This window comes from Luteibacter aegosomaticola, assembly GCF_023078475.1.
Classification (GTDB): domain Bacteria; phylum Pseudomonadota; class Gammaproteobacteria; order Xanthomonadales; family Rhodanobacteraceae; genus Luteibacter; species Luteibacter aegosomaticola.
Window position 1 is genome coordinate 1,008,292 of the sequence record NZ_CP095741.1, and the last position, 16,089, is coordinate 1,024,380.

Below are 16,089 nucleotides of genomic sequence, written 5' to 3' on the forward strand. Positions count from 1 at the left end.
GGGGATGCGGTTCGAACGGGCGATCGCCGTGATGCGCGCGGTAATGTGGGCCTTGGTTGGCTGGGTGGCGCTTGCAGGCGCTGCATGGGGCACGGATACCCGCGACCGCAGCATCGGCCAGTTCTATCACACGGCCTGGACCGTGCGCGAAGGCGCGCCCGGGCAGGTGACCGCGCTTGCCCAGACCGCCGATGGTTACCTCTGGCTGGGTACGCAGACGGGCCTTTATCGATTTGATGGCGTGCGCTTCGAGCGCTTCCGTCCCCGTAGCGGCGGCGACTTCCCGGCGTCCAGCGTGGCTTCGCTTTATGCGCCACCCGAGGGGGGCTTGTGGGTGGGCTTCCGCTATGGCTTCGCCAGCTTTATCGAGGGTGATCACGCGACGCACTATGGCGCTGCGTCGGGGTTGCCGACTGCGACGGTCTACGCGATCGCCGGTACACCGGATGGACGGTTGTGGGGCGCGACCTTCAATGGCCTCGTGGAGCTTCGTGGCGGCCGGTGGCATCTCGTGGGCGCCGACATGGGCCTGCCGGGCGCCCGTGCTCGGAACCTTGCCGTGGACCGCGAGGGCCGGCTGTGGGTCGCTTCGGACGTTGCGCTTTCGTGGTTGCCGCCGGGCGGTGATCGCTTCCACGTGGCGACGCGCGATGTCGGCAAGATCAACCGGATCGCCGAAGCGCCCGACGGTACCGTGTGGGTAGCCGATGTCGACCGCGGTGTGTTGCCCGCCTGGCGGGCAACCGGTGACCCGGCGGCGGCCGGGCCAAATGTGCGCGTTTCATCGTCGGGTTTGCTATTCGACCGCGACGGCGCGCTTTGGGTCCCCACGCTGGGTGACGGGCTACGACGGGTGCCGCGCGTGGACGAACTCCCGCGGCAGATCATCGACGCGGACGGTAGCGCGGCACAGAGCTTTGTCGAGAGGGATGGGCTCACCTCCGATGCCATCACCGCGATCCTCCAGGACCGCGAAGGGAACATCTGGGTGGGAGGAAGCCGGGGCCTGGATCGGTTCCGCGCGAGTCGCCTCCTTCCGGCACCTACGCCTTCCGGTGCCACCGATTTCGCGATCGTGCCGGCTGTGGGGAAGGGCATCTGGATCGGCACCAAGAATCGCCCGCTGATGCGCGTGGATGTCGCTGGCGCGTCGGCAGTGCAATTTCCGCAGGCGATCACAGCGGCTACCCGTGACGGAACGACCACGTGGTTTGGCGGCCCCAACGGCGTCTGGACGCTCGAGGGTGACACGCCCCGGTTGTTCGCGCCGTTGCCCGTGCAGGATTTCACCGGCGTGCAGGCAATTACCGGCGATGGCCATGGCGGTGCGTGGGTATCGATCAATCGCCCCGGCGTGTATCACTTCAGCCAGGGCGGCTGGCATCGCGAACTGTTGCCCGCCGTCGCTAACGATCCTTCTCCGCTGGTGCTCGTACGCGACCGCGCCAACCGGCTCTGGATGGGCTTTGCACGGGAAACCCTGATCGTCCGCGACGAGGGAGGCCGGGATACGGTGCTGGGTGCCCGGGAAGGGCTTGATGTCGGCAACGTGACGGCGCTGTTCGCCGATGGCGAGGTCATGTGGGTGGGCGGCGAACGCGGGATCAACCTCGTGCAGCGGGGGCGCGTTTACCCGCTCGCCCTGCAGATGGATCTGCGCGGTGTGTCGGGCATCGTGCGTGATCGCAGCGGCGATTACTGGGCGAATGCATCGCAGGGCATCGTCCGACTGCGCGCGGCCGATGTTGCCCATGCGCGCACCGATGCCGGGTTCCGCGTACCGGTCACGCTCTTCGATTCGCTGGATGGTTTGCCAGGTACGCCGGCGCAATTCAGGCCCTTGCCAACGGCCGTCGCCGCGGATGATGGCCGCCTATGGTTCGCGACCACCAGCGGCGTCGTGTCGATCGATCCCGCCGACGTGCCACACAACACCTTGCCGCCCCCCGTGAACATCCACGGTGTGGCGACCGACTCGGGCTGGTTCGATGCCATGGCGCCCGTCCAGCTGCCGGCCAAGACCGAGCGCCTGCGTGTGGTCTACACGGCGACCAGCCTTTCGATGCCGGAACGGGTGCGCTTTCGCTACCGCATGGATGGCATCGATACACGCTGGCGCGATGCGGGGACCGACCGCGAAGCGGTGTATACCGATCCGCCGCCCGGCCATTACGTGTTCCGCGTTTCCGCCGCGAATGAAGATGGCGTCTGGAACGAACAGGGCGCCTCATTGCGTATCGACGTGGCGCCGGCGTTCTACCAGACGGCCTGGTTCGCGGTGCTGCTTGCGATCTTCGTTGCGGGCATCGTGTGGATGCTGGTGGTCATGCGTATCCACCGTATCGAACATCAGTTACGCGAGCGCTTGCACGAGCGCCACGCGGAACGCGAGCGGATCGCTCGCGAACTGCACGATACGCTGCTGCAAAGCATCCAGGGCCTGATGATGCGCTTCCAGGCGGTCGCCAACCGCGTATCCCAGGACGATCCGTTGCGCACATCGATGGAGCGTGCGCTGGACCGTGCCGAGCTTGCCCTCGTGGAGGCGCGCGACCGGGTCCGTGACCTGCGCGACCACCTGGGCGATACCGTGGCGCTTGACGTGGGTTTACTTGAACTCGCGCGCGCCTACGCCGATGAACACACCGTGCCCGTGACCGTCGACGCGGCGCCTGTCTGGCGTGGGATGGATCCGCTGGCGCGTGACGAGCTGTATGGCATCGCGCGTGAAGCCGTGCACAACGCGGTGGCCCACGCCGAAGCGAGCCGCATCCGCGTCGCCCTCTACCGGGAAGGCCCCGACGTGGTCCTGGGCATCCACGACGATGGCCAGGGCATCGCGCCGGCCATACTCGCCAGTGGGCGCCCGGGTCACTGGGGCCTGCGCGGCATGCGTGAGCGCGCCGAGAACATGGGCGGGACCACGACCATTACGTCGTCCCCGGCGAGCGGCACGCAGGTGGTCGTGCACGTACCGCTCGCCAGAGTCATGCCCTTGCCCGCCTGGTGGCGGCGCTGGATGCGTGAGGGCTAGCGGTAACACCCATACGTGAACTGGCCCTTCGCGAGGGGGCACAGAATGGCGGCGAAACCGCCGTTGGCGGGCACGTCGAACGAAAGCGTCCCATCCGCCGTGACGTTCTGCGTCGAGCGGGCCACATCGCCGCGGCCGCTGCCGTCGCGGATGATGTCTGCGCGCCATGGGCCGACACCCAGCGACGCCAGGGGCACGCTCAGCCGGCGCGCGGGCCCAGCGGCAATCGCGCCGATAAACCAGCGATCGCCGCTGCGCCGCGCGAAGATGGCTTCTTGCCCAGGCGTGCCGGCGATCAGCTTCGTTTCGTCCCACACCGTCGGGATCTGATCGAGGAACGTGAGCGCGTTCGGCCGGCGCTGGTACGCCTCGGGGCTATCCGCGAGATGCGTCCAGCCCGATTCGAAGACGATGGGCAGCGCGACTTCATGCGCGATCGTTGCCTCCTGGCGGCCGACGTCGAAGGCCACCGGTGTGTAATCCATCGAACCGACGACGTTACGCGTGAATGGCTGGATGGTATTGCCGACCGGTGGCGGGTCGTTCTCCGCACCGCGCACGCCTTCCATCGTCATCAGGTGAGGCCACGTGCGTGCGAGGCCGTGCGGGATCGTGCCGCCGTGGAAATTCACCATCAGCTGGAGGCGCGCGGTATCGGCGAGGGTGTCGTCGTACCAGCGGAAGCGCGCCTGGCTATCGGAGCCCATGAAATCGATCTTGACGCCCTTAGCGCCCCAGCCCTTGACGCGCGTAAGCCATGCCTGGCGTTTGGCGGCTGTGTCGAGTTTTGTCCAGGGGAACCACATCAGCACGTCCACGTGCTTCGCGTTCGCATAGGCGATGAGCTGCGGTGCCCATGTCTCGCTCCAGCCCTCGTCCAGCAGGATGAACGGCATGCGGTTGGCAGCGGCGAAATCCACGAAGGCCTTCTGCCGTTCAAAGCTCTTCGGGCTGTCGTGGTCGCTGATCCACGACCAGGCGACGCGACCTGGGTGGATCCACGAGGTGTCGGTGAGCTTCGATGGGTCCGCGAGATCATCCACAAGGGTCGATTGCGTGACGGTGGCGAGATCGCCGGTGATCACGGTGCGCCACGGTGTCACGCCTGTGCTGTCGACACGGCTGTCAGCGAGGGTGAGTTGATAGGCCGGGCTGTTGGCCGCGTGCGTGAGCCGGCTGCCGTCGTAACGCCCGTCGGCATTGGCCTCGGTGATCAGCACGTAACTCTGGCCGGCGAGGAACAGCGACGGGTAGCCGTAATCGCCACCCGGCGCCGTGGCCGCCGTGGTCTCGATACGTTCCTTCTCGTTGCTGGGGTCGTACGGGAGGAGCCACGCTCGCGCATTCGCGGGCAGGCTGTAGCTCGTCGCCTCGCCGGTGACCGTCGCCTGCGTGGCGCCAGGCAGCTCGTAGCGGAACGCAATGCCATCGTTGGCGACACGTACGACGACATCGAGCTTCTCGCCTTTATCGTTCTGCAGGGCGTAGCGCGTCTCGGCGAGGTTCGCGTTGCGGACAAGGCGTTTGCCCGTCGTCATCCGGTAGTTTTCGTTGAGGTTGCGCTGGGTGGTGCCGATCAGGTGCAGGTCGTGGGTGAGGTCGCTGCCCGCCGTACGTAGGCCGAGCGTCGCATCGACCAGCGTCTGCCCTTGCGGGTCGGTGACACTCAGGACGGGGCGGCCACCATCGCGGAAGACGACGGTGGCCAGGGGTGGCGTGGCGAAGGCCGGCACGGCGACGAACGCGGTGATGAGGGCGGCGGCGAGTCGGTGCGGCGTGTGCATGGGGGCTCCTGGAGCGGATGGGCCGGGACGCCGAGCATTCCACAGCCTTGCGCGGCCGCTCAAGGAAGACGCGGCCAGCGTGAGAACCGCGTCAACGCAAACGCCCATTACCATGGCGGCCATGACCGACGTCACTTCCGACTTTCTCGATTTTCTGGAAACCGAGGCTTCCTGGCGTGAGCCCGGCGCGTTTCGCTGGCGCGCTGATGCGGCCGACCGGCTCGATTTGCTGGCGTTGACGATGGCCGATGCGCGGCAACGGCAGCGGGCCGACGCGCTGTTCGAGGCCATGGCGGCGGCCGACGACGCCTTGTTTGCTTCGATGCGGGCTGCGATTCGATCGGGACAGGGGAGAACCGTGCTGGCGCCGTGGCTGGAGATCGGCGAGCCGGTGGGTGCGCACTACGATGCGCTGGATGCGCTACTGGCGGGCGTGCTCGGTATCGAAGAGCCCATGCCCGACGATCCGCGGCCGCCGACCGATATGGTTTTCTACCAGCCCACGCCCGCGCGGCACATCGTTGATGCGGTGCGCCGCACGGCGTTGTCGGCGAATGACCATGTGCTGGATCTCGGTTCGGGGCTTGGGCACGTGCCGCTCCTCGTCCGGATACTGAGCGATGCCCGTGTGTCGGGAGTGGAACGGGAGCCGGCGTATGTATCCAGCGCAGTGGCCGCCGCCGAATCGCTTGGGCTGCATGACGTGGCCTTCGCCTGCGGTGATGCCCGCGAGGCCGACTACGCCACGGCGAACGTCTTTTACCTGTTCACACCCTTCATCGGTACCGTCCTGCGCGATGTGGTCGCCCGCATCGAGGCGGAAGCCAGGCAAAGGCCGATACGCGTCGTGGCCCTCGGCCCGTGCACCCGCACCTTCGCCCGCCAGCCATGGCTTCAGGCCGACGGTGCCGAGCCCGAAGCGGCGGACCGCATCGTGATCTTCAACTCCGTGTAGGAGCGCGCTTGCGCGCGATCACCGCCCGTGGAACCGCCCCGTAGCACCACCCACCGAAATGCTCACGCCCCCGGTCGGATGCTCACAGCTGCCAAACGCCTGCGAAAGGCTCACGGCGCCGCCCTGGTAGCTACCACTGCCACCGTGGCTGGCGCTGACCACGCCGGTGGTCACGCTGCCGTGCACCTGCGGTTGGTTGTAGGTAGCGTCGTCGCAATGCGGGCCATCGTCCTCGACATCCGCGCCCGCGATCTGACCGCTGGTGTCGCCGTAGTAGGTACCCGGCGGGTCCTTGGCGCGGGACGGGGTGACGGCGACGCTTTCCTTGCCGTTTGCGGCAGCGGGGGCTGGCGCTGGCCCTGCGTGGTTCATCGAGGTGGTGCCGTTCTTCGAGCCACTGTCGGCCACGTCAGCGGCCTTGGCGGGCGCCGGGGCCGTGCTGGCGGGGGCCGGCACGTAATTCGCGGGCAGGTTGAGGTTGAGCGGCTTGCCGGCATCCTGCGCCATGGCGGCGCCGGCAAGCAGGGAAAGGGCGGTAAAGGCGAGGAAGGACTTCATGGAGCGCTCCGGGGGACGTGCCATTTAACGCTTTTGGGGAGCGTCGGGTGTACCGGGCTTGGATCGCACGTTCAGGGTGGAGTTCCCTGGGACGCCCCCGGGCCGCGCTCAGCCCTCTTCGGGCTCGCTGAGCGGCGGCTCGCCCAGGCGGGCGCGCAGGGCGTCGATCTCGCGGCGCAGGTTGCGGTTCTCGGCTTCCAGCTCGGCGACCTGCTCGCGCAGGGCCACGACGTCGCCCGAGGGCTTCTCGCGCGGCTTGCGCTTGGATTCACGCACCCGCTTGGCGGCGTCCTTGAGTTCCTGGTCGCCTGCGGTGGCAGCGGCGCGCTGCTCGTCCTCGGGCAGGGAGGCCACGGCCGCACCCGCGCTGATGGAGAGGGTGCCGGATTTCACCGCGGCGACCACCTCGGGAGCGGCTTCCTTGCGGATCTTTTCGATCATGCCCACCTGGTTGGCGCTGATCCGGGCTTCGCGGGCGATTTCCTTGCGGCTTTCGTTCGGGTTCGGGCGCGGGGCCTTGGGCTTGGCCGGGGCCGAGCCTTCGGCGTCGAACGGCAGGTCGTTCTCGTCCTTGGCCGGCTCCTCGCCGGCCCGGCGGGCCGAGAGGATCTCGCGCTTGCGCAGGGCGAGCACGCCGCGCTGGAAATCCGAGACGCTGCGCCGGCCCAGGTGCTGCTCGATCATCCACAGGTGCACGTCGTCCATGGACTGGAAACGCTCGTTCTGCACCGTGTTGAACGGGATATCGTGCTTCTTGCAGATGCCGTAGCGGTTGTGCCCGTCCACCAGCGTATCGCCCCACAGCACCAGCGCATCGCGGCAACCCTCGGTCAGCAGGCTGCGCTCCAGCGCCTCGTGCTCATCCGGGGTGAGGGGGTCGATATAGGCCTTGAGGTCTTCGTTGACAACGATATGCATGGACTGGACGCAGTAGCGGACGGGCGGCCGCGCATTCTAGTGCCTGCGGGTCTCATGTGCAGCGACCACGGCCGGAAACCTTGATATGTCAGGGAAGGTTGACCTCAGATGGCGGCTTGTCGCAGAACGTCGCTGCCATCTTGCGCAGGTCCTTGAACGTATCCCCATAACCGACCGGGTGGCTATCGAGCCATGCGATGGCATGCGCCAATTGCCCGCGGTCCGACGGTCGACACTCAGTGTATCGGGGCAGATAACCGAGGGTGTCGACAGCTTCATAGAGAAGGACGGCGTTCGCATGCCGAAGCTTCACGGGGTCGTCGCTTTCAATGGCGGCAAGTGTGATCCGAATGCGTGCGAAGCTCGCGCTTTGACGGTTCGTCGAAGTGAGTCCGGCCAACGCTTGGCCACACCAGCGAAATCCAAGGGCTACACCACCGGCCAGGCAGCCGAGGGCCACGAGGGCCCATACCGTATGTACGATCCATGGGCGCCGTTTGCGAACCATGGGCTGTTCAGCGGTCACTGCCATCGCTACGCTTCCCTGTGCGGAGTTGCCGGATGGTAGCAGCCCCGCTCCCTTTTTCGAGGAAGCCGTTCGGATGAACATGGAAACCGTCGAGATCAAGGCATTTGTCCCTGCCCGGGACTTTGGATTGTCCAAGGCGTTCTACATCGATCTTGGATTTGAGGTGGGCTTCTCATCCGATGACATGGCCTACCTGAAGGCGGGTGAATGCGCCTTCCTGCTGCAAGCCTTCTACGTGAAGGAGCACGCCGAAAACTTCATGATGCACATGCTGGTGGCCGACGTGGATGCGTGGTGGCAGCATGTCGTGGAGTCGGGTCTCGTCGCGAAGTACGGCGTCCGTGCGGATCCACCGGCCGATCGGCCCTGGGCGATCCGGGACTTCGTTATCGCGGATCCGTCCGGTGTGCTCTGGCGCATCGGCACGAACATTGGTTCACCCCACTAAGCCACGGAAGCCAGGTATGAAAGCGACAAACGGCACAGCAGTAGCGGTCGATCCCTCGGTCCTTATCGACGCGCGCATCGAGAGTCTCGATGACTGGCGCGGCGAAACGCTGGCGCGCATGCGCAAGCTCATCCACGAGGCGCTGCCGGATGTGATCGAGACGTGGAAGTGGATGGGCACGCCGGTATGGGAGCACGGCGGCATCCTCTGTACCGGCGAAAGCTACAAGGACAAGGTGAAGCTCACGTTCGCCAAGGGCGCATCGTTACCGGACCCGGGCAAGCTCTTCAACTCCAGCCTCGATGGCAACGCGCGCCGTGCGCTGGATATCTTCGAAGGCGAGAAGGTTGACGCGACGAAGTTCAAAGCGCTCATCAAAGCCGCGGCAGCACTCAACGCGACGAAGAGGCCGGCAGCTAAAAAGGCCGCGTCGACAAAGGCGACCGTGAAGAATGCTGCGTCAAAGAAAGTGGCCCCCAGGAAAACGGCCGCGAAGAAGGCGGCCACGAAGAAGGTCACGGCAAAATCCACGCGAAAAGCGCCCCTGTAGGAGCGCGCTTGCGCGCGATCAAGGATACGAAGCCTCCAACAACTGCGTAGCCAACGCCCCGATCTTCATATGATCGAAACTCGTGTTGTTCATGATGATCACGGTGTGCCCGTCATTAACAACACGCCAGGCCAGTACGCGGAACGCGCCATTGGAACCGTACTCCCATGCCACCGTCCGTTTCTTCCCGGCGATTTCCATCACGCGCGTGCGGCCACCCAGGGCATAGTTCTGAGCTGGCCGCTCAACCTTCAGTAGGGTGGCCAGCGTGGGTGGCGTCAGTACCTTGCCACCGAACAACCCATCTAGCAGCTGCAGCATGTCGTTGGCGCTCGTGTAGAACCCGCCGGCCATGATCATGAAATCGGGCGATGCCTTTTCGATCGGCGTGGGTGGCGATAGCAGGCTATAGCCGATGGCCATGCCAGGCACGCTCAACGACGGCCCGGTCCATGTTCCGGTGTCGTGCAGACCGAGCGGCTTCACGATGAAATCCTCGACGAGCTGCGCATAGGTGCGCTGCGAGACCTTCTCGGTGATGGCTTTGACGATCAGCCAGTTGGAGTGGGAGTAATCCCACTCGCTGCCCGGCTCGAAACGCAGGTCGCCACTGGCATACCGCTTCACCGCCGTCGTGTTGTCGAGGGACTCGTTCCGTGTACTCGGATCGCGTTTGATGGCTTCATCGATCTGGTTGGGTACGCCGCTCGAGTGGCTTATGAGTAGGCGCAGGGTAAGCTTGCTGCCGGTGTCGTGGCGGTAGTCCGGCAGGTAGGTGGTAATAGGCTCATCGAGCGAGAGCTCGCCCTGCTGGACGAGGCGCATCACGACGATGGCGGCGATCCACTTGCTGATCGACCCCGTGTCGAAACGGGTGGCTGTTGTCAGCGGCGTTCGCCGCGTTACGTCAGCGACGCCGAAGGCTTCGGCGTAATCAGGGGCGCCTCCCCGGCCGACCAGTACCACGCCGTTGAAATGTTCGGCTGACGCGAAGGTTTGGGCGGCATGGGCGCAGGCAGTACATTCCTCCGCCGTCGCGCTGCCCGTGAGGCACAGCAGCCCCACGCCGAGGCATCGGAAGAGGAATCGCTTAAGCATGGCCGCCCCACACGCAATGAAGTCCGGCTTCGACGCATGGCGGTGGCTAAAGGTTTAACGCGTCCGCCGCATCGCCTCGGCCAGGGCAGGGTTTCCGCTCCCCTCTACCCCGCGCACCGCGCCCTCGAAATCTTCCGCCGTGCGGTTCTGGCTCAGCTTTCGCTTCCCTTCGAGCCGGGTGATCTCCACCTCGATGCCGACGATATGGGCCAGCTCTTCCGCCAGGTAATCCGCAGGCGCGTCGGTCATCTTCCAGGGCTCGGGCAACCGTGCTTCGTGCTCGCGGGTAAGCCGGGCAACCACGCCACGCACGTACTTTTCGTCGTCGATCACCCGGATGCGGCCGTGCGCGTGGACGACCTCGTAGTTCCACGTGGGCACGTGCCGATGCGTCACTTGCTTGCTGGGGTACCAGTTCGGCGAGACATAGCCGTTGGCGCCGCGGAAAATGACGAGCACGTCGTCGCCTTCGACCACCTTCTGCCAGACCGGATTCGCTCGCGCCACATGGGCGACGAGCATCCCGGCAGGGCCCCGCTCCTCATCGATGAGGAACGGGATGTGGTTGGCATCGAGCCCGCCACCGGCATGGGTGACGAGAATGCCCAGTGGATTCGCGCGCAGCAGGGTTGTCAGTTCGCTGGCCTGGGTCTCGACGAAAAGCGGCGGCGTGTACATCAGTCGTTCTACCTAGTTTTTCCGGGTGAGTGGCAGGACGCGCTCACGCAGTACCTTGTATTCCGCATCCACGACATCCTGGTTCGGGTCGTGGCCCGCGTGTTCGACCAGCACCCAGCCTTTTTCCGGTGCTTTGATCTGATCGTAATAGCGTCGCGCCACATCGGTGGTCGCAAGGAGATCGTGCTTGCCCTCGATCAGGAAGACCGGGATGGCGAATTCGGTGCCGAGTGCCGGCAGGTTCGCGTGGGCCAGCATGCCATCGCCATGCAGGCCCACGAAGTTGATGAAGGAATAGTCCTCACCGTTCGTGTAATCCTCCTGCGCCTTCGGCGTCGCGTATTCCGGCGCGATCGTCCAGTGTGCGGGGGGCGGCGTGGTGACCTTGGCCTCGTACGCGCGGATGACGCGGCGCACCTTGCCGAAGCTACGCGGGTCCGTCCACGGCGGCGTGCCCACTTGCTTAAGCACATCCAGCGAAGGCTGGTCGTGCGCCGCCAATGCCAGGGCCATGAGCTGCTTGTAGCTCTCGGCCTGGTTCTCCAGTGAGTTCACTACTTGCGATGTGCCGACATACGCGTAGAAGAGATCCGGACGGGCCTTCGCCATGTAGACGCCGAGGATCGAGCCCCATGAGCTACCCCACAGGATGACCTTGGGCTTGCCGTATCGGTGGGCAAGGTATTCGGCCAGCTCGTTACCATCCTGCGCCATCTTCTCGATGGTGAGCGTTTCGCCCTCTGCCGGCGGGCTGCGGCCGTAGGTCATACCCGCGCCGCGCTGGTCCCACTGGACGACGATGAAGTCTTTCGACCACGCGCCGTACATCGCATCGGAAAGCGGGCTGAGCGGATTGCCGGGGCCCCCGCTGATGAAGAGGACGACGGGGTTGGCGCAACTGTCGCCTTTGGCGGTGACCCACTGCTCGATGCCGCCGATACGTATGAATTCCGCACTGTCGACCTTGCCGGGTTTGCCTTTGCACGCGGCCGCAAGCGGCACGTCGCTATTGGCGTGTGCCATGGGTGCCACGTTCGCAAGGGCAATGCACAGTGCCCCCAGCATCGCTGCTTTCTTCATCCCGTTCCCCCCGGGCGGCCATGGGGCCGCGGATGCTGGAATGTAGCCGAATCTCAGTGCAGTGGGCGAACGAGCAGGACGACACAGAGCAACAGCATGAAAAGGGCGACTGCCGCATCCATGACTCGCCACGCGGTGGGGTTGCGGAACACGGGCGTCAGCAGCCGTGCGCCGTAACCGAGGGCGAGGAACCAGGTGATGCTCGCCGCGCAGGCCCCGGCCGCGAAGACCCAGCGCAGCGCGCCGGGATAGCCCGTCGACAGGCTGCCGAGCAGGATCATGGTGTCGAGGTAGACGTGTGGATTGAGAAAGGTAAAGGCGAGGCAGGCGAGGGCGGCCTTGTACCAGGCCGGCTGGCTGCTCCCGTCCGGGGCCATGCCACCGCCACCGCGCCAGGCGCGCTGGGCGGCCATGAGTGCATAGACGGCAAGAAAGGCTGCGCCGCCGAAGCGCAGGCCCTGGAGTAGCCATGGCGCACGCTCCACGAGTGCACCGATACCGGCGACGCCAAGCAGGATGAGCAACAGGTCGCTGGTGGCACAGATCGCCACGATGACACCGACGTGCGAGCGTTGCAGGCCCTGGCGCAGGACAAAGGCGTTCTGGGCGCCGATGGCCATGATGAGTCCGGCGCTGGCCAGGAAGCCGGCGAGAGCGGTGGTGAGGTACATGAAGGTGCTTCCAGGAAACGGATGGCCAAATGGTGGGGGATGGCATGGCATTAGACAAACTAAAGATCCTTACGCCACGTTAGCTTTGCTAACCTCGGGTCATGGATCTCCTGCACCCCCAGCTTTCGGCCTTCGCCGCCATCATCGAAGAAGGTACCTTCGAGGCGGCAGCACGCCGGCTGGCCGTTACCCCCTCGGCGGTCTCTCAGAGAATCAAGGCGCTGGAAGACCGCCTTGGCCAGGTGCTGGTCGTGCGGCAGGCCCCGTGCAAGCCCACGGCGGCTGGTGAGCGCCTGCTGCTTCGCCTGCGCCCCATGCAGGCGCTGGAAGCTGAAGCGATGGTGGATTTCCTGCCGGAGGAGGCTCGCGAATCTGTATCACGGCCCATCGCAATCGCAGTGAACGACGATTCGCTGCATACGTGGGTGCTCACGGCGCTGGCCGCCCTACACGACCGGTACGGATACTTCTTCGACGTGCGCGTCGATGACCAGGACCATACGTTGGATCACCTGCGGCAAGGCAGCGTGCTCGGTGCCATCACGTCCGAGCGCAAGCCGTTGCAGGGCTGTAACGTCTATCCGCTGGGGCGTATGCGCTACCACGCGATTGCCTCGCCCAGCTTTGCGCGAAAGCACTTTCGAGAGGGGATGGACGCAGAATCGCTTGCGACGGCTCCCATGATCGTGTTTAACCGAAAGGACGAGCTGCAGTGGCGCTACGTGCGTCGCGTGACCAGGGCGCAACTTGCGCCGCCTATTCACTATCTACCCACGTCAACGGGCTTCGTCGAAGCGGCGGCGCGTGGGCTCGGCTGGTGTCTGGCGACCGACTCGTTGTTCCAGCCTGCGCTGCAGGCGGGCGAGGTCGTCATTGTGGACAAGCACCGGACGCTGGATGTCCCGCTTTACTGGCAGTGTGCGGCGGTCCGGTCCAGCACGCTGCAGCGGATTGGCGCCTCGTTTGTCGAGGTAGCTGGTCGCCTGCTCGCTCATTCGACGTAATATGTCAATGTTCGTTGACATTTTAAATATGTTGGCGTTCGGAGACATATGGACAATGTCAGCGAACAGTGACATTCTAGTAATGTCGCCGATCGTTGACATAGGATTCCCATGCCTGCCGTCCGCACCCCTTCGGACCTTGGTCTAGCTTTGCGCAGCGGCCGTCGCGCCCTTAAATGGGATCAAGCGACGCTCGCCCGGCGGATCGGCGTTTCCCGCCAGTGGGTCATTGATATTGAGAAGGGTAAGCCGCGCGCTGAGTTGGAGCTCGTCATGCGAGCGCTTCATGCCGTCGGGCTTACGGTCATGGTCGAGGGGACGCGGGCGCCAAACCTCGCTAGCCGCAAAGATGCCGAGCCTCTGGCTACCGCAAACGAGATCGTACGTAGGTTCGATGCCGCGGGGGAGACCCAGGGTGATTCGCCTTTGCCGATCCTAAAGCGCTTGGCGGTCGCCCGCCGTAAGGACAAATAATGGCGCTCGTCGTTTTGCTGCGCGATTCCACCGTCGGCCATCTTTCGACGGACCGCGAAGGGCATGCTCACTTCGCGTACGACGAAGCATGGCGACAGCGTGATGACGCGATCCCACTTTCGTTGAGCCTCCCACTTGCCTCACGAGAACACGCGTGGCGTACCGTCGAGGCTGTTATCTGGGGCCTCTTGCCTGATAACGAGCGCGTGCTGCAATCGTGGGGCAGGCAGTTCCATGTTTCCCCGCGCAATGCGGTGGCGTTGCTGTCACATGTCGGCGAAGACTGCGCCGGAGCGGTCCAGTTCATCCCGACCGCGCGTCTCGACGCCGTGCTGGAAGGTCGTCAGGACGGTATTCATTGGTTGACTGAATCTGAACTGGCCGAGCGTCTACGCCTCTTGCGTGATGATGCCGGTGCCATGCGTCGCAGCACCGACCAGGGCCAGTTCAGCCTGCCAGGCGCCCAGCCGAAAATGGCGCTGCTCGGTCAGGATGGGCAGTGGGGTATCCCCTCGGGACGAATCCCAACGACGCATATTCTCAAGCCTCCCACGGGTGCCTACCTGGGCTATGCCCAAAACGAACATTTCTGTCTCCAGCTTGCTACTGCCGTGGGCTTTCGTACGTGCCGTTCCAGCATCCTGCGCGCTGAAGATGAGTTAGCCATATGCGTTGAACGGTATGACCGCAACTTCGTCGGCGGCCGGTGGCAGCGCCTGCATCAGGAAGATATGTGCCAGGCGCTCGGCGTAAGGCCCGAGGCAAAATATCAAAACGAAGGAGGCCCCTCGCCTCAGGATATCGACCACCTTCTCCGGAATTATTCCGTGGAGCAAGACGAAGACCGGCTCGCGTTCTTCTCTGCCCTGGTGTTCAACTGGCTCATTGGGGGATCCGATGCGCACGCCAAGAATTACTCGTTGCTCCTGGGTGCGCAACAAACCGCGCGACTGGCACCGCTCTATGACATTTCAAGCTCGCTTCCTTACCCGACGATCAATCGCCGAAAGATGAAGCTCGCGATGAAAATTGGCTCTGCCTACCGTTGGCACGACATACGCCTCGCCGACTGGATCAACCAGGCTGACCTCATGGGTGTCGATGAGGAGGAGTGCCGAGCAATATTGGAAGGTGTTGCTGAAGGATTGCCTGATCTCGCATCACAGGTCGCACAAGCTGTCGCGCAGGACGATATGCATCACCCAGTTGTCGACAGAATGGTCGACGAGATTGCGGCATCGTCAGCAACCTGCGCCAAAATGTTGATCGGCGCCGCGCTCAGCCAAACGTAAATGAGTACGCCTGCGCACCCTGATCGAGGAATTCGATCTGGAACACGTGATCGCCAATGGGCGGCGTCTGGCGGATCAGCTGGTACATGCGCGGCTCGTCGAGCCTGCCGATGCCGTTCGCGTCGGTGTCCACTCCATGGGCAGCGCCGGGCGGCTTGCCGTCGATCGTGACGCGAAAGCGTATCGGCTTCCCCGGGTTCGCCGGGCCGAGAACCAGATGCAGGTCGCGCGAGTGGAACGTGTAGCGGATCTTCCCGCTGGCCTCGGTCGAGGTGGCGGCCTCGCGCGCGATCGACCAGCCGCCACTGAGCGCCCAGTCGTTCAGCCCCAGACGGGCTGGCGCTTCGTAGCGATGGGCCTGGTCCCGGACCACACCGCCGGGTGACGCGAAGCGCTCGGTGCGGGCGTATCCCGTGTAGGTTTCCGGCGAGTGTTCGTCGTCCACGTCCGCCGGGGCCTCGGCGCCGACGCCTGTGGGATCGACAAGTGGCCCATCGCTCGGCGCATTTCCCGCTTCCTCGAGCAGCTTGCGGATCACAAGCTCTGACTTATCGTAATTTCCTTCGCCGAACTCCACGTGGCGCACCTTGCCGGCGGCGTCGATGAAGTAGAGGGCAGGCCAGTACTCGTTGTTAAAGGCGTCCCATACCTTGTGGTCGCTATCGATAGCGACGGGATAATTCACCGTATAGCGAGCCAGCGCACGACGGATGTTGGCTGGGTCGCGCTCGAAGCCGAATTCCGGGGAGTGCACGCCGATGACGACCAGTCCCTGTTTCCGGTACTTCTCCGCCCAGGCGCGTACATAGGGCACCTGGCGGAGTGAGTTAATGCAGGAGTACGTCCAGAAATTCACCACGACCACTTTCCCGCGCAGGTCTGCGCTGGCAACGGGCTGGGCATTGAGCCAACCCGTTGCCCCGTCGAACGGGGGAGCCGCACCCGCACGGGCGTGCCCATGCACAGCCATGGCCGCGAGGCCGGCCAGCAATGCAAGCGAAGGGAGGTGTTTCATG

15 protein-coding genes and 1 pseudogene are annotated in these 16,089 nt (G+C 64.7%); 7 read left to right on the plus strand and 9 right to left on the minus strand.

Translation table 11 applies throughout. The features are described from left to right. The first annotated feature begins 4 nt into the window (after positions 1-4). Complete coding sequence (locus L2Y96_RS04420) at positions 5-3,034, plus strand: sensor histidine kinase (protein ID WP_247332929.1); 3,030 nt, start codon at positions 5-7, stop codon at positions 3,032-3,034. On the opposite strand, the gene L2Y96_RS04425 is transcribed toward L2Y96_RS04420, so the two are convergent. Then, positions 3,031-4,818, minus strand: a complete 1,788-nt coding sequence (locus tag L2Y96_RS04425; RefSeq protein WP_247332931.1) for a glycoside hydrolase family 97 protein — start codon at positions 4,816-4,818, stop codon at positions 3,031-3,033. The genes L2Y96_RS04420 and L2Y96_RS04425 overlap by 4 nt on opposite strands. Positions 4,819-4,939: 121 nt before the next feature. Between L2Y96_RS04425 and L2Y96_RS04430 the strand changes: the two genes are divergently transcribed. Further along, the gene (locus L2Y96_RS04430; RefSeq protein ID WP_247332933.1) at positions 4,940-5,773 is read left to right on the plus strand and encodes a methyltransferase domain-containing protein; all 834 of its coding nucleotides are present in this window, start codon (positions 4,940-4,942) and stop codon (positions 5,771-5,773) included. A gap of 18 nt (positions 5,774-5,791) precedes the next feature. Here the strand turns inward: L2Y96_RS04430 and L2Y96_RS04435 are convergent, their stop codons facing one another. The 3 genes from L2Y96_RS04435 to L2Y96_RS04445 all read right to left on the minus strand — a co-directional run bounded on the left by L2Y96_RS04435 (position 5,792) and on the right by L2Y96_RS04445 (position 7,781). Continuing rightward, positions 5,792-6,331, minus strand: coding sequence for a hypothetical protein (locus L2Y96_RS04435; protein ID WP_247332942.1), 540 nt, complete (start codon positions 6,329-6,331; stop codon positions 5,792-5,794). A gap of 108 nt (positions 6,332-6,439) precedes the next feature. Then, positions 6,440-7,249 (minus strand): plasmid replication/partition related protein, encoded by an 810-nt coding sequence (locus L2Y96_RS04440; RefSeq protein ID WP_247332944.1) that lies wholly within the window; start codon positions 7,247-7,249, stop codon positions 6,440-6,442. An 88-nt stretch (positions 7,250-7,337) separates the two neighbouring features. Further along, positions 7,338-7,781, minus strand: coding sequence for a hypothetical protein (locus tag L2Y96_RS04445; protein WP_247332954.1), 444 nt, complete (start codon positions 7,779-7,781; stop codon positions 7,338-7,340). 70 nt (positions 7,782-7,851) lie between these two features. Between L2Y96_RS04445 and L2Y96_RS04450 the strand changes: the two genes are divergently transcribed. Both L2Y96_RS04450 and L2Y96_RS04455 read left to right on the plus strand, forming a co-directional pair. Further along, the gene (locus tag L2Y96_RS04450; RefSeq protein ID WP_247332956.1) at positions 7,852-8,226 is read left to right on the plus strand and encodes a VOC family protein; all 375 of its coding nucleotides are present in this window, start codon (positions 7,852-7,854) and stop codon (positions 8,224-8,226) included. 16 nt (positions 8,227-8,242) lie between these two features. Beyond that, positions 8,243-8,635, plus strand: a pseudogene (locus tag L2Y96_RS04455) (DUF1801 domain-containing protein); the annotation flags it as partial. 159 nt (positions 8,636-8,794) lie between these two features. Here the strand turns inward: L2Y96_RS04455 and L2Y96_RS04460 are convergent. The 4 genes from L2Y96_RS04460 to L2Y96_RS04475 are packed head-to-tail and all read right to left on the minus strand — an operon-like array spanning position 8,795 to position 12,303. Continuing rightward, positions 8,795-9,874 (minus strand): serine hydrolase domain-containing protein, encoded by a 1,080-nt coding sequence (locus tag L2Y96_RS04460; RefSeq protein WP_247332966.1) that lies wholly within the window; start codon positions 9,872-9,874, stop codon positions 8,795-8,797. A 54-nt stretch (positions 9,875-9,928) separates the two neighbouring features. Continuing rightward, complete coding sequence (locus L2Y96_RS04465; RefSeq protein ID WP_247332967.1) at positions 9,929-10,552, minus strand: FMN-binding negative transcriptional regulator; 624 nt, start codon at positions 10,550-10,552, stop codon at positions 9,929-9,931. Positions 10,553-10,564: 12 nt separating this feature from the next. Continuing rightward, positions 10,565-11,632 carry an alpha/beta fold hydrolase gene (locus tag L2Y96_RS04470; RefSeq protein WP_247332968.1) on the minus strand — a complete coding sequence of 356 codons (1,068 nt, stop codon included), beginning with the start codon at positions 11,630-11,632 and terminating at the stop codon, positions 10,565-10,567. Between the two features lie 53 nt (positions 11,633-11,685). Beyond that, on the minus strand, positions 11,686-12,303 hold the full coding sequence (locus tag L2Y96_RS04475) for a LysE/ArgO family amino acid transporter (RefSeq protein ID WP_247332970.1): 618 nt from the start codon (positions 12,301-12,303) through the stop codon (positions 11,686-11,688). Positions 12,304-12,404: 101 nt separating this feature from the next. On the opposite strand from L2Y96_RS04475, the gene L2Y96_RS04480 reads away from it, so the two are divergent. The 3 genes from L2Y96_RS04480 (at position 12,405) to L2Y96_RS04490 (ending at position 15,073) form a co-directional block, all read left to right on the plus strand. Further along, the gene (locus L2Y96_RS04480) at positions 12,405-13,307 is read left to right on the plus strand and encodes a LysR family transcriptional regulator ArgP (RefSeq protein WP_247332971.1); all 903 of its coding nucleotides are present in this window, start codon (positions 12,405-12,407) and stop codon (positions 13,305-13,307) included. A 111-nt stretch (positions 13,308-13,418) separates the two neighbouring features. Then, positions 13,419-13,781, plus strand: coding sequence for a helix-turn-helix domain-containing protein (locus L2Y96_RS04485; protein WP_247332973.1), 363 nt, complete (start codon positions 13,419-13,421; stop codon positions 13,779-13,781). Further along, positions 13,781-15,073: a type II toxin-antitoxin system HipA family toxin gene (locus L2Y96_RS04490; RefSeq protein ID WP_247332975.1), complete on the plus strand. Its 1,293-nt coding sequence runs from the start codon at positions 13,781-13,783 to the stop codon at positions 15,071-15,073. Before L2Y96_RS04485 ends, L2Y96_RS04490 begins: the two co-directional genes overlap by 1 nt. On the opposite strand, the gene L2Y96_RS04495 is transcribed toward L2Y96_RS04490, so the two are convergent. Then, positions 15,060-16,088 (minus strand): thioredoxin family protein, encoded by a 1,029-nt coding sequence (locus tag L2Y96_RS04495; RefSeq protein WP_247332976.1) that lies wholly within the window; start codon positions 16,086-16,088, stop codon positions 15,060-15,062. The genes L2Y96_RS04490 and L2Y96_RS04495 overlap by 14 nt on opposite strands. Position 16,089 lies beyond the last annotated feature (1 nt).

Bases quoted from the DNA above. Each gene is read 5' to 3' on its own strand.
- L2Y96_RS04420 (WP_247332929.1), top strand. From the start codon at position 5: ATGCGGTTCGAACGGGCGATCGCCGTGATGCGCGCGGTAATGTGGGCC.
- L2Y96_RS04425 (WP_247332931.1), bottom strand. From the start codon at position 4,818: ATGCACACGCCGCACCGACTCGCCGCCGCCCTCATCACCGCGTTCGTC.
- L2Y96_RS04430 (WP_247332933.1), top strand. From the start codon at position 4,940: ATGACCGACGTCACTTCCGACTTTCTCGATTTTCTGGAAACCGAGGCT.
- L2Y96_RS04435 (WP_247332942.1), bottom strand. From the start codon at position 6,331: ATGAAGTCCTTCCTCGCCTTTACCGCCCTTTCCCTGCTTGCCGGCGCC.
- L2Y96_RS04440 (WP_247332944.1), bottom strand. From the start codon at position 7,249: ATGCATATCGTTGTCAACGAAGACCTCAAGGCCTATATCGACCCCCTC.
- L2Y96_RS04445 (WP_247332954.1), bottom strand. From the start codon at position 7,781: ATGGCAGTGACCGCTGAACAGCCCATGGTTCGCAAACGGCGCCCATGG.
- L2Y96_RS04450 (WP_247332956.1), top strand. From the start codon at position 7,852: ATGAACATGGAAACCGTCGAGATCAAGGCATTTGTCCCTGCCCGGGAC.
- L2Y96_RS04460 (WP_247332966.1), bottom strand. From the start codon at position 9,874: ATGCTTAAGCGATTCCTCTTCCGATGCCTCGGCGTGGGGCTGCTGTGC.
- L2Y96_RS04465 (WP_247332967.1), bottom strand. From the start codon at position 10,552: ATGTACACGCCGCCGCTTTTCGTCGAGACCCAGGCCAGCGAACTGACA.
- L2Y96_RS04470 (WP_247332968.1), bottom strand. From the start codon at position 11,632: ATGAAGAAAGCAGCGATGCTGGGGGCACTGTGCATTGCCCTTGCGAAC.
- L2Y96_RS04475 (WP_247332970.1), bottom strand. From the start codon at position 12,303: ATGTACCTCACCACCGCTCTCGCCGGCTTCCTGGCCAGCGCCGGACTC.
- L2Y96_RS04480 (WP_247332971.1), top strand. From the start codon at position 12,405: ATGGATCTCCTGCACCCCCAGCTTTCGGCCTTCGCCGCCATCATCGAA.
- L2Y96_RS04485 (WP_247332973.1), top strand. From the start codon at position 13,419: ATGCCTGCCGTCCGCACCCCTTCGGACCTTGGTCTAGCTTTGCGCAGC.
- L2Y96_RS04490 (WP_247332975.1), top strand. From the start codon at position 13,781: ATGGCGCTCGTCGTTTTGCTGCGCGATTCCACCGTCGGCCATCTTTCG.
- L2Y96_RS04495 (WP_247332976.1), bottom strand. From the start codon at position 16,088: ATGAAACACCTCCCTTCGCTTGCATTGCTGGCCGGCCTCGCGGCCATG.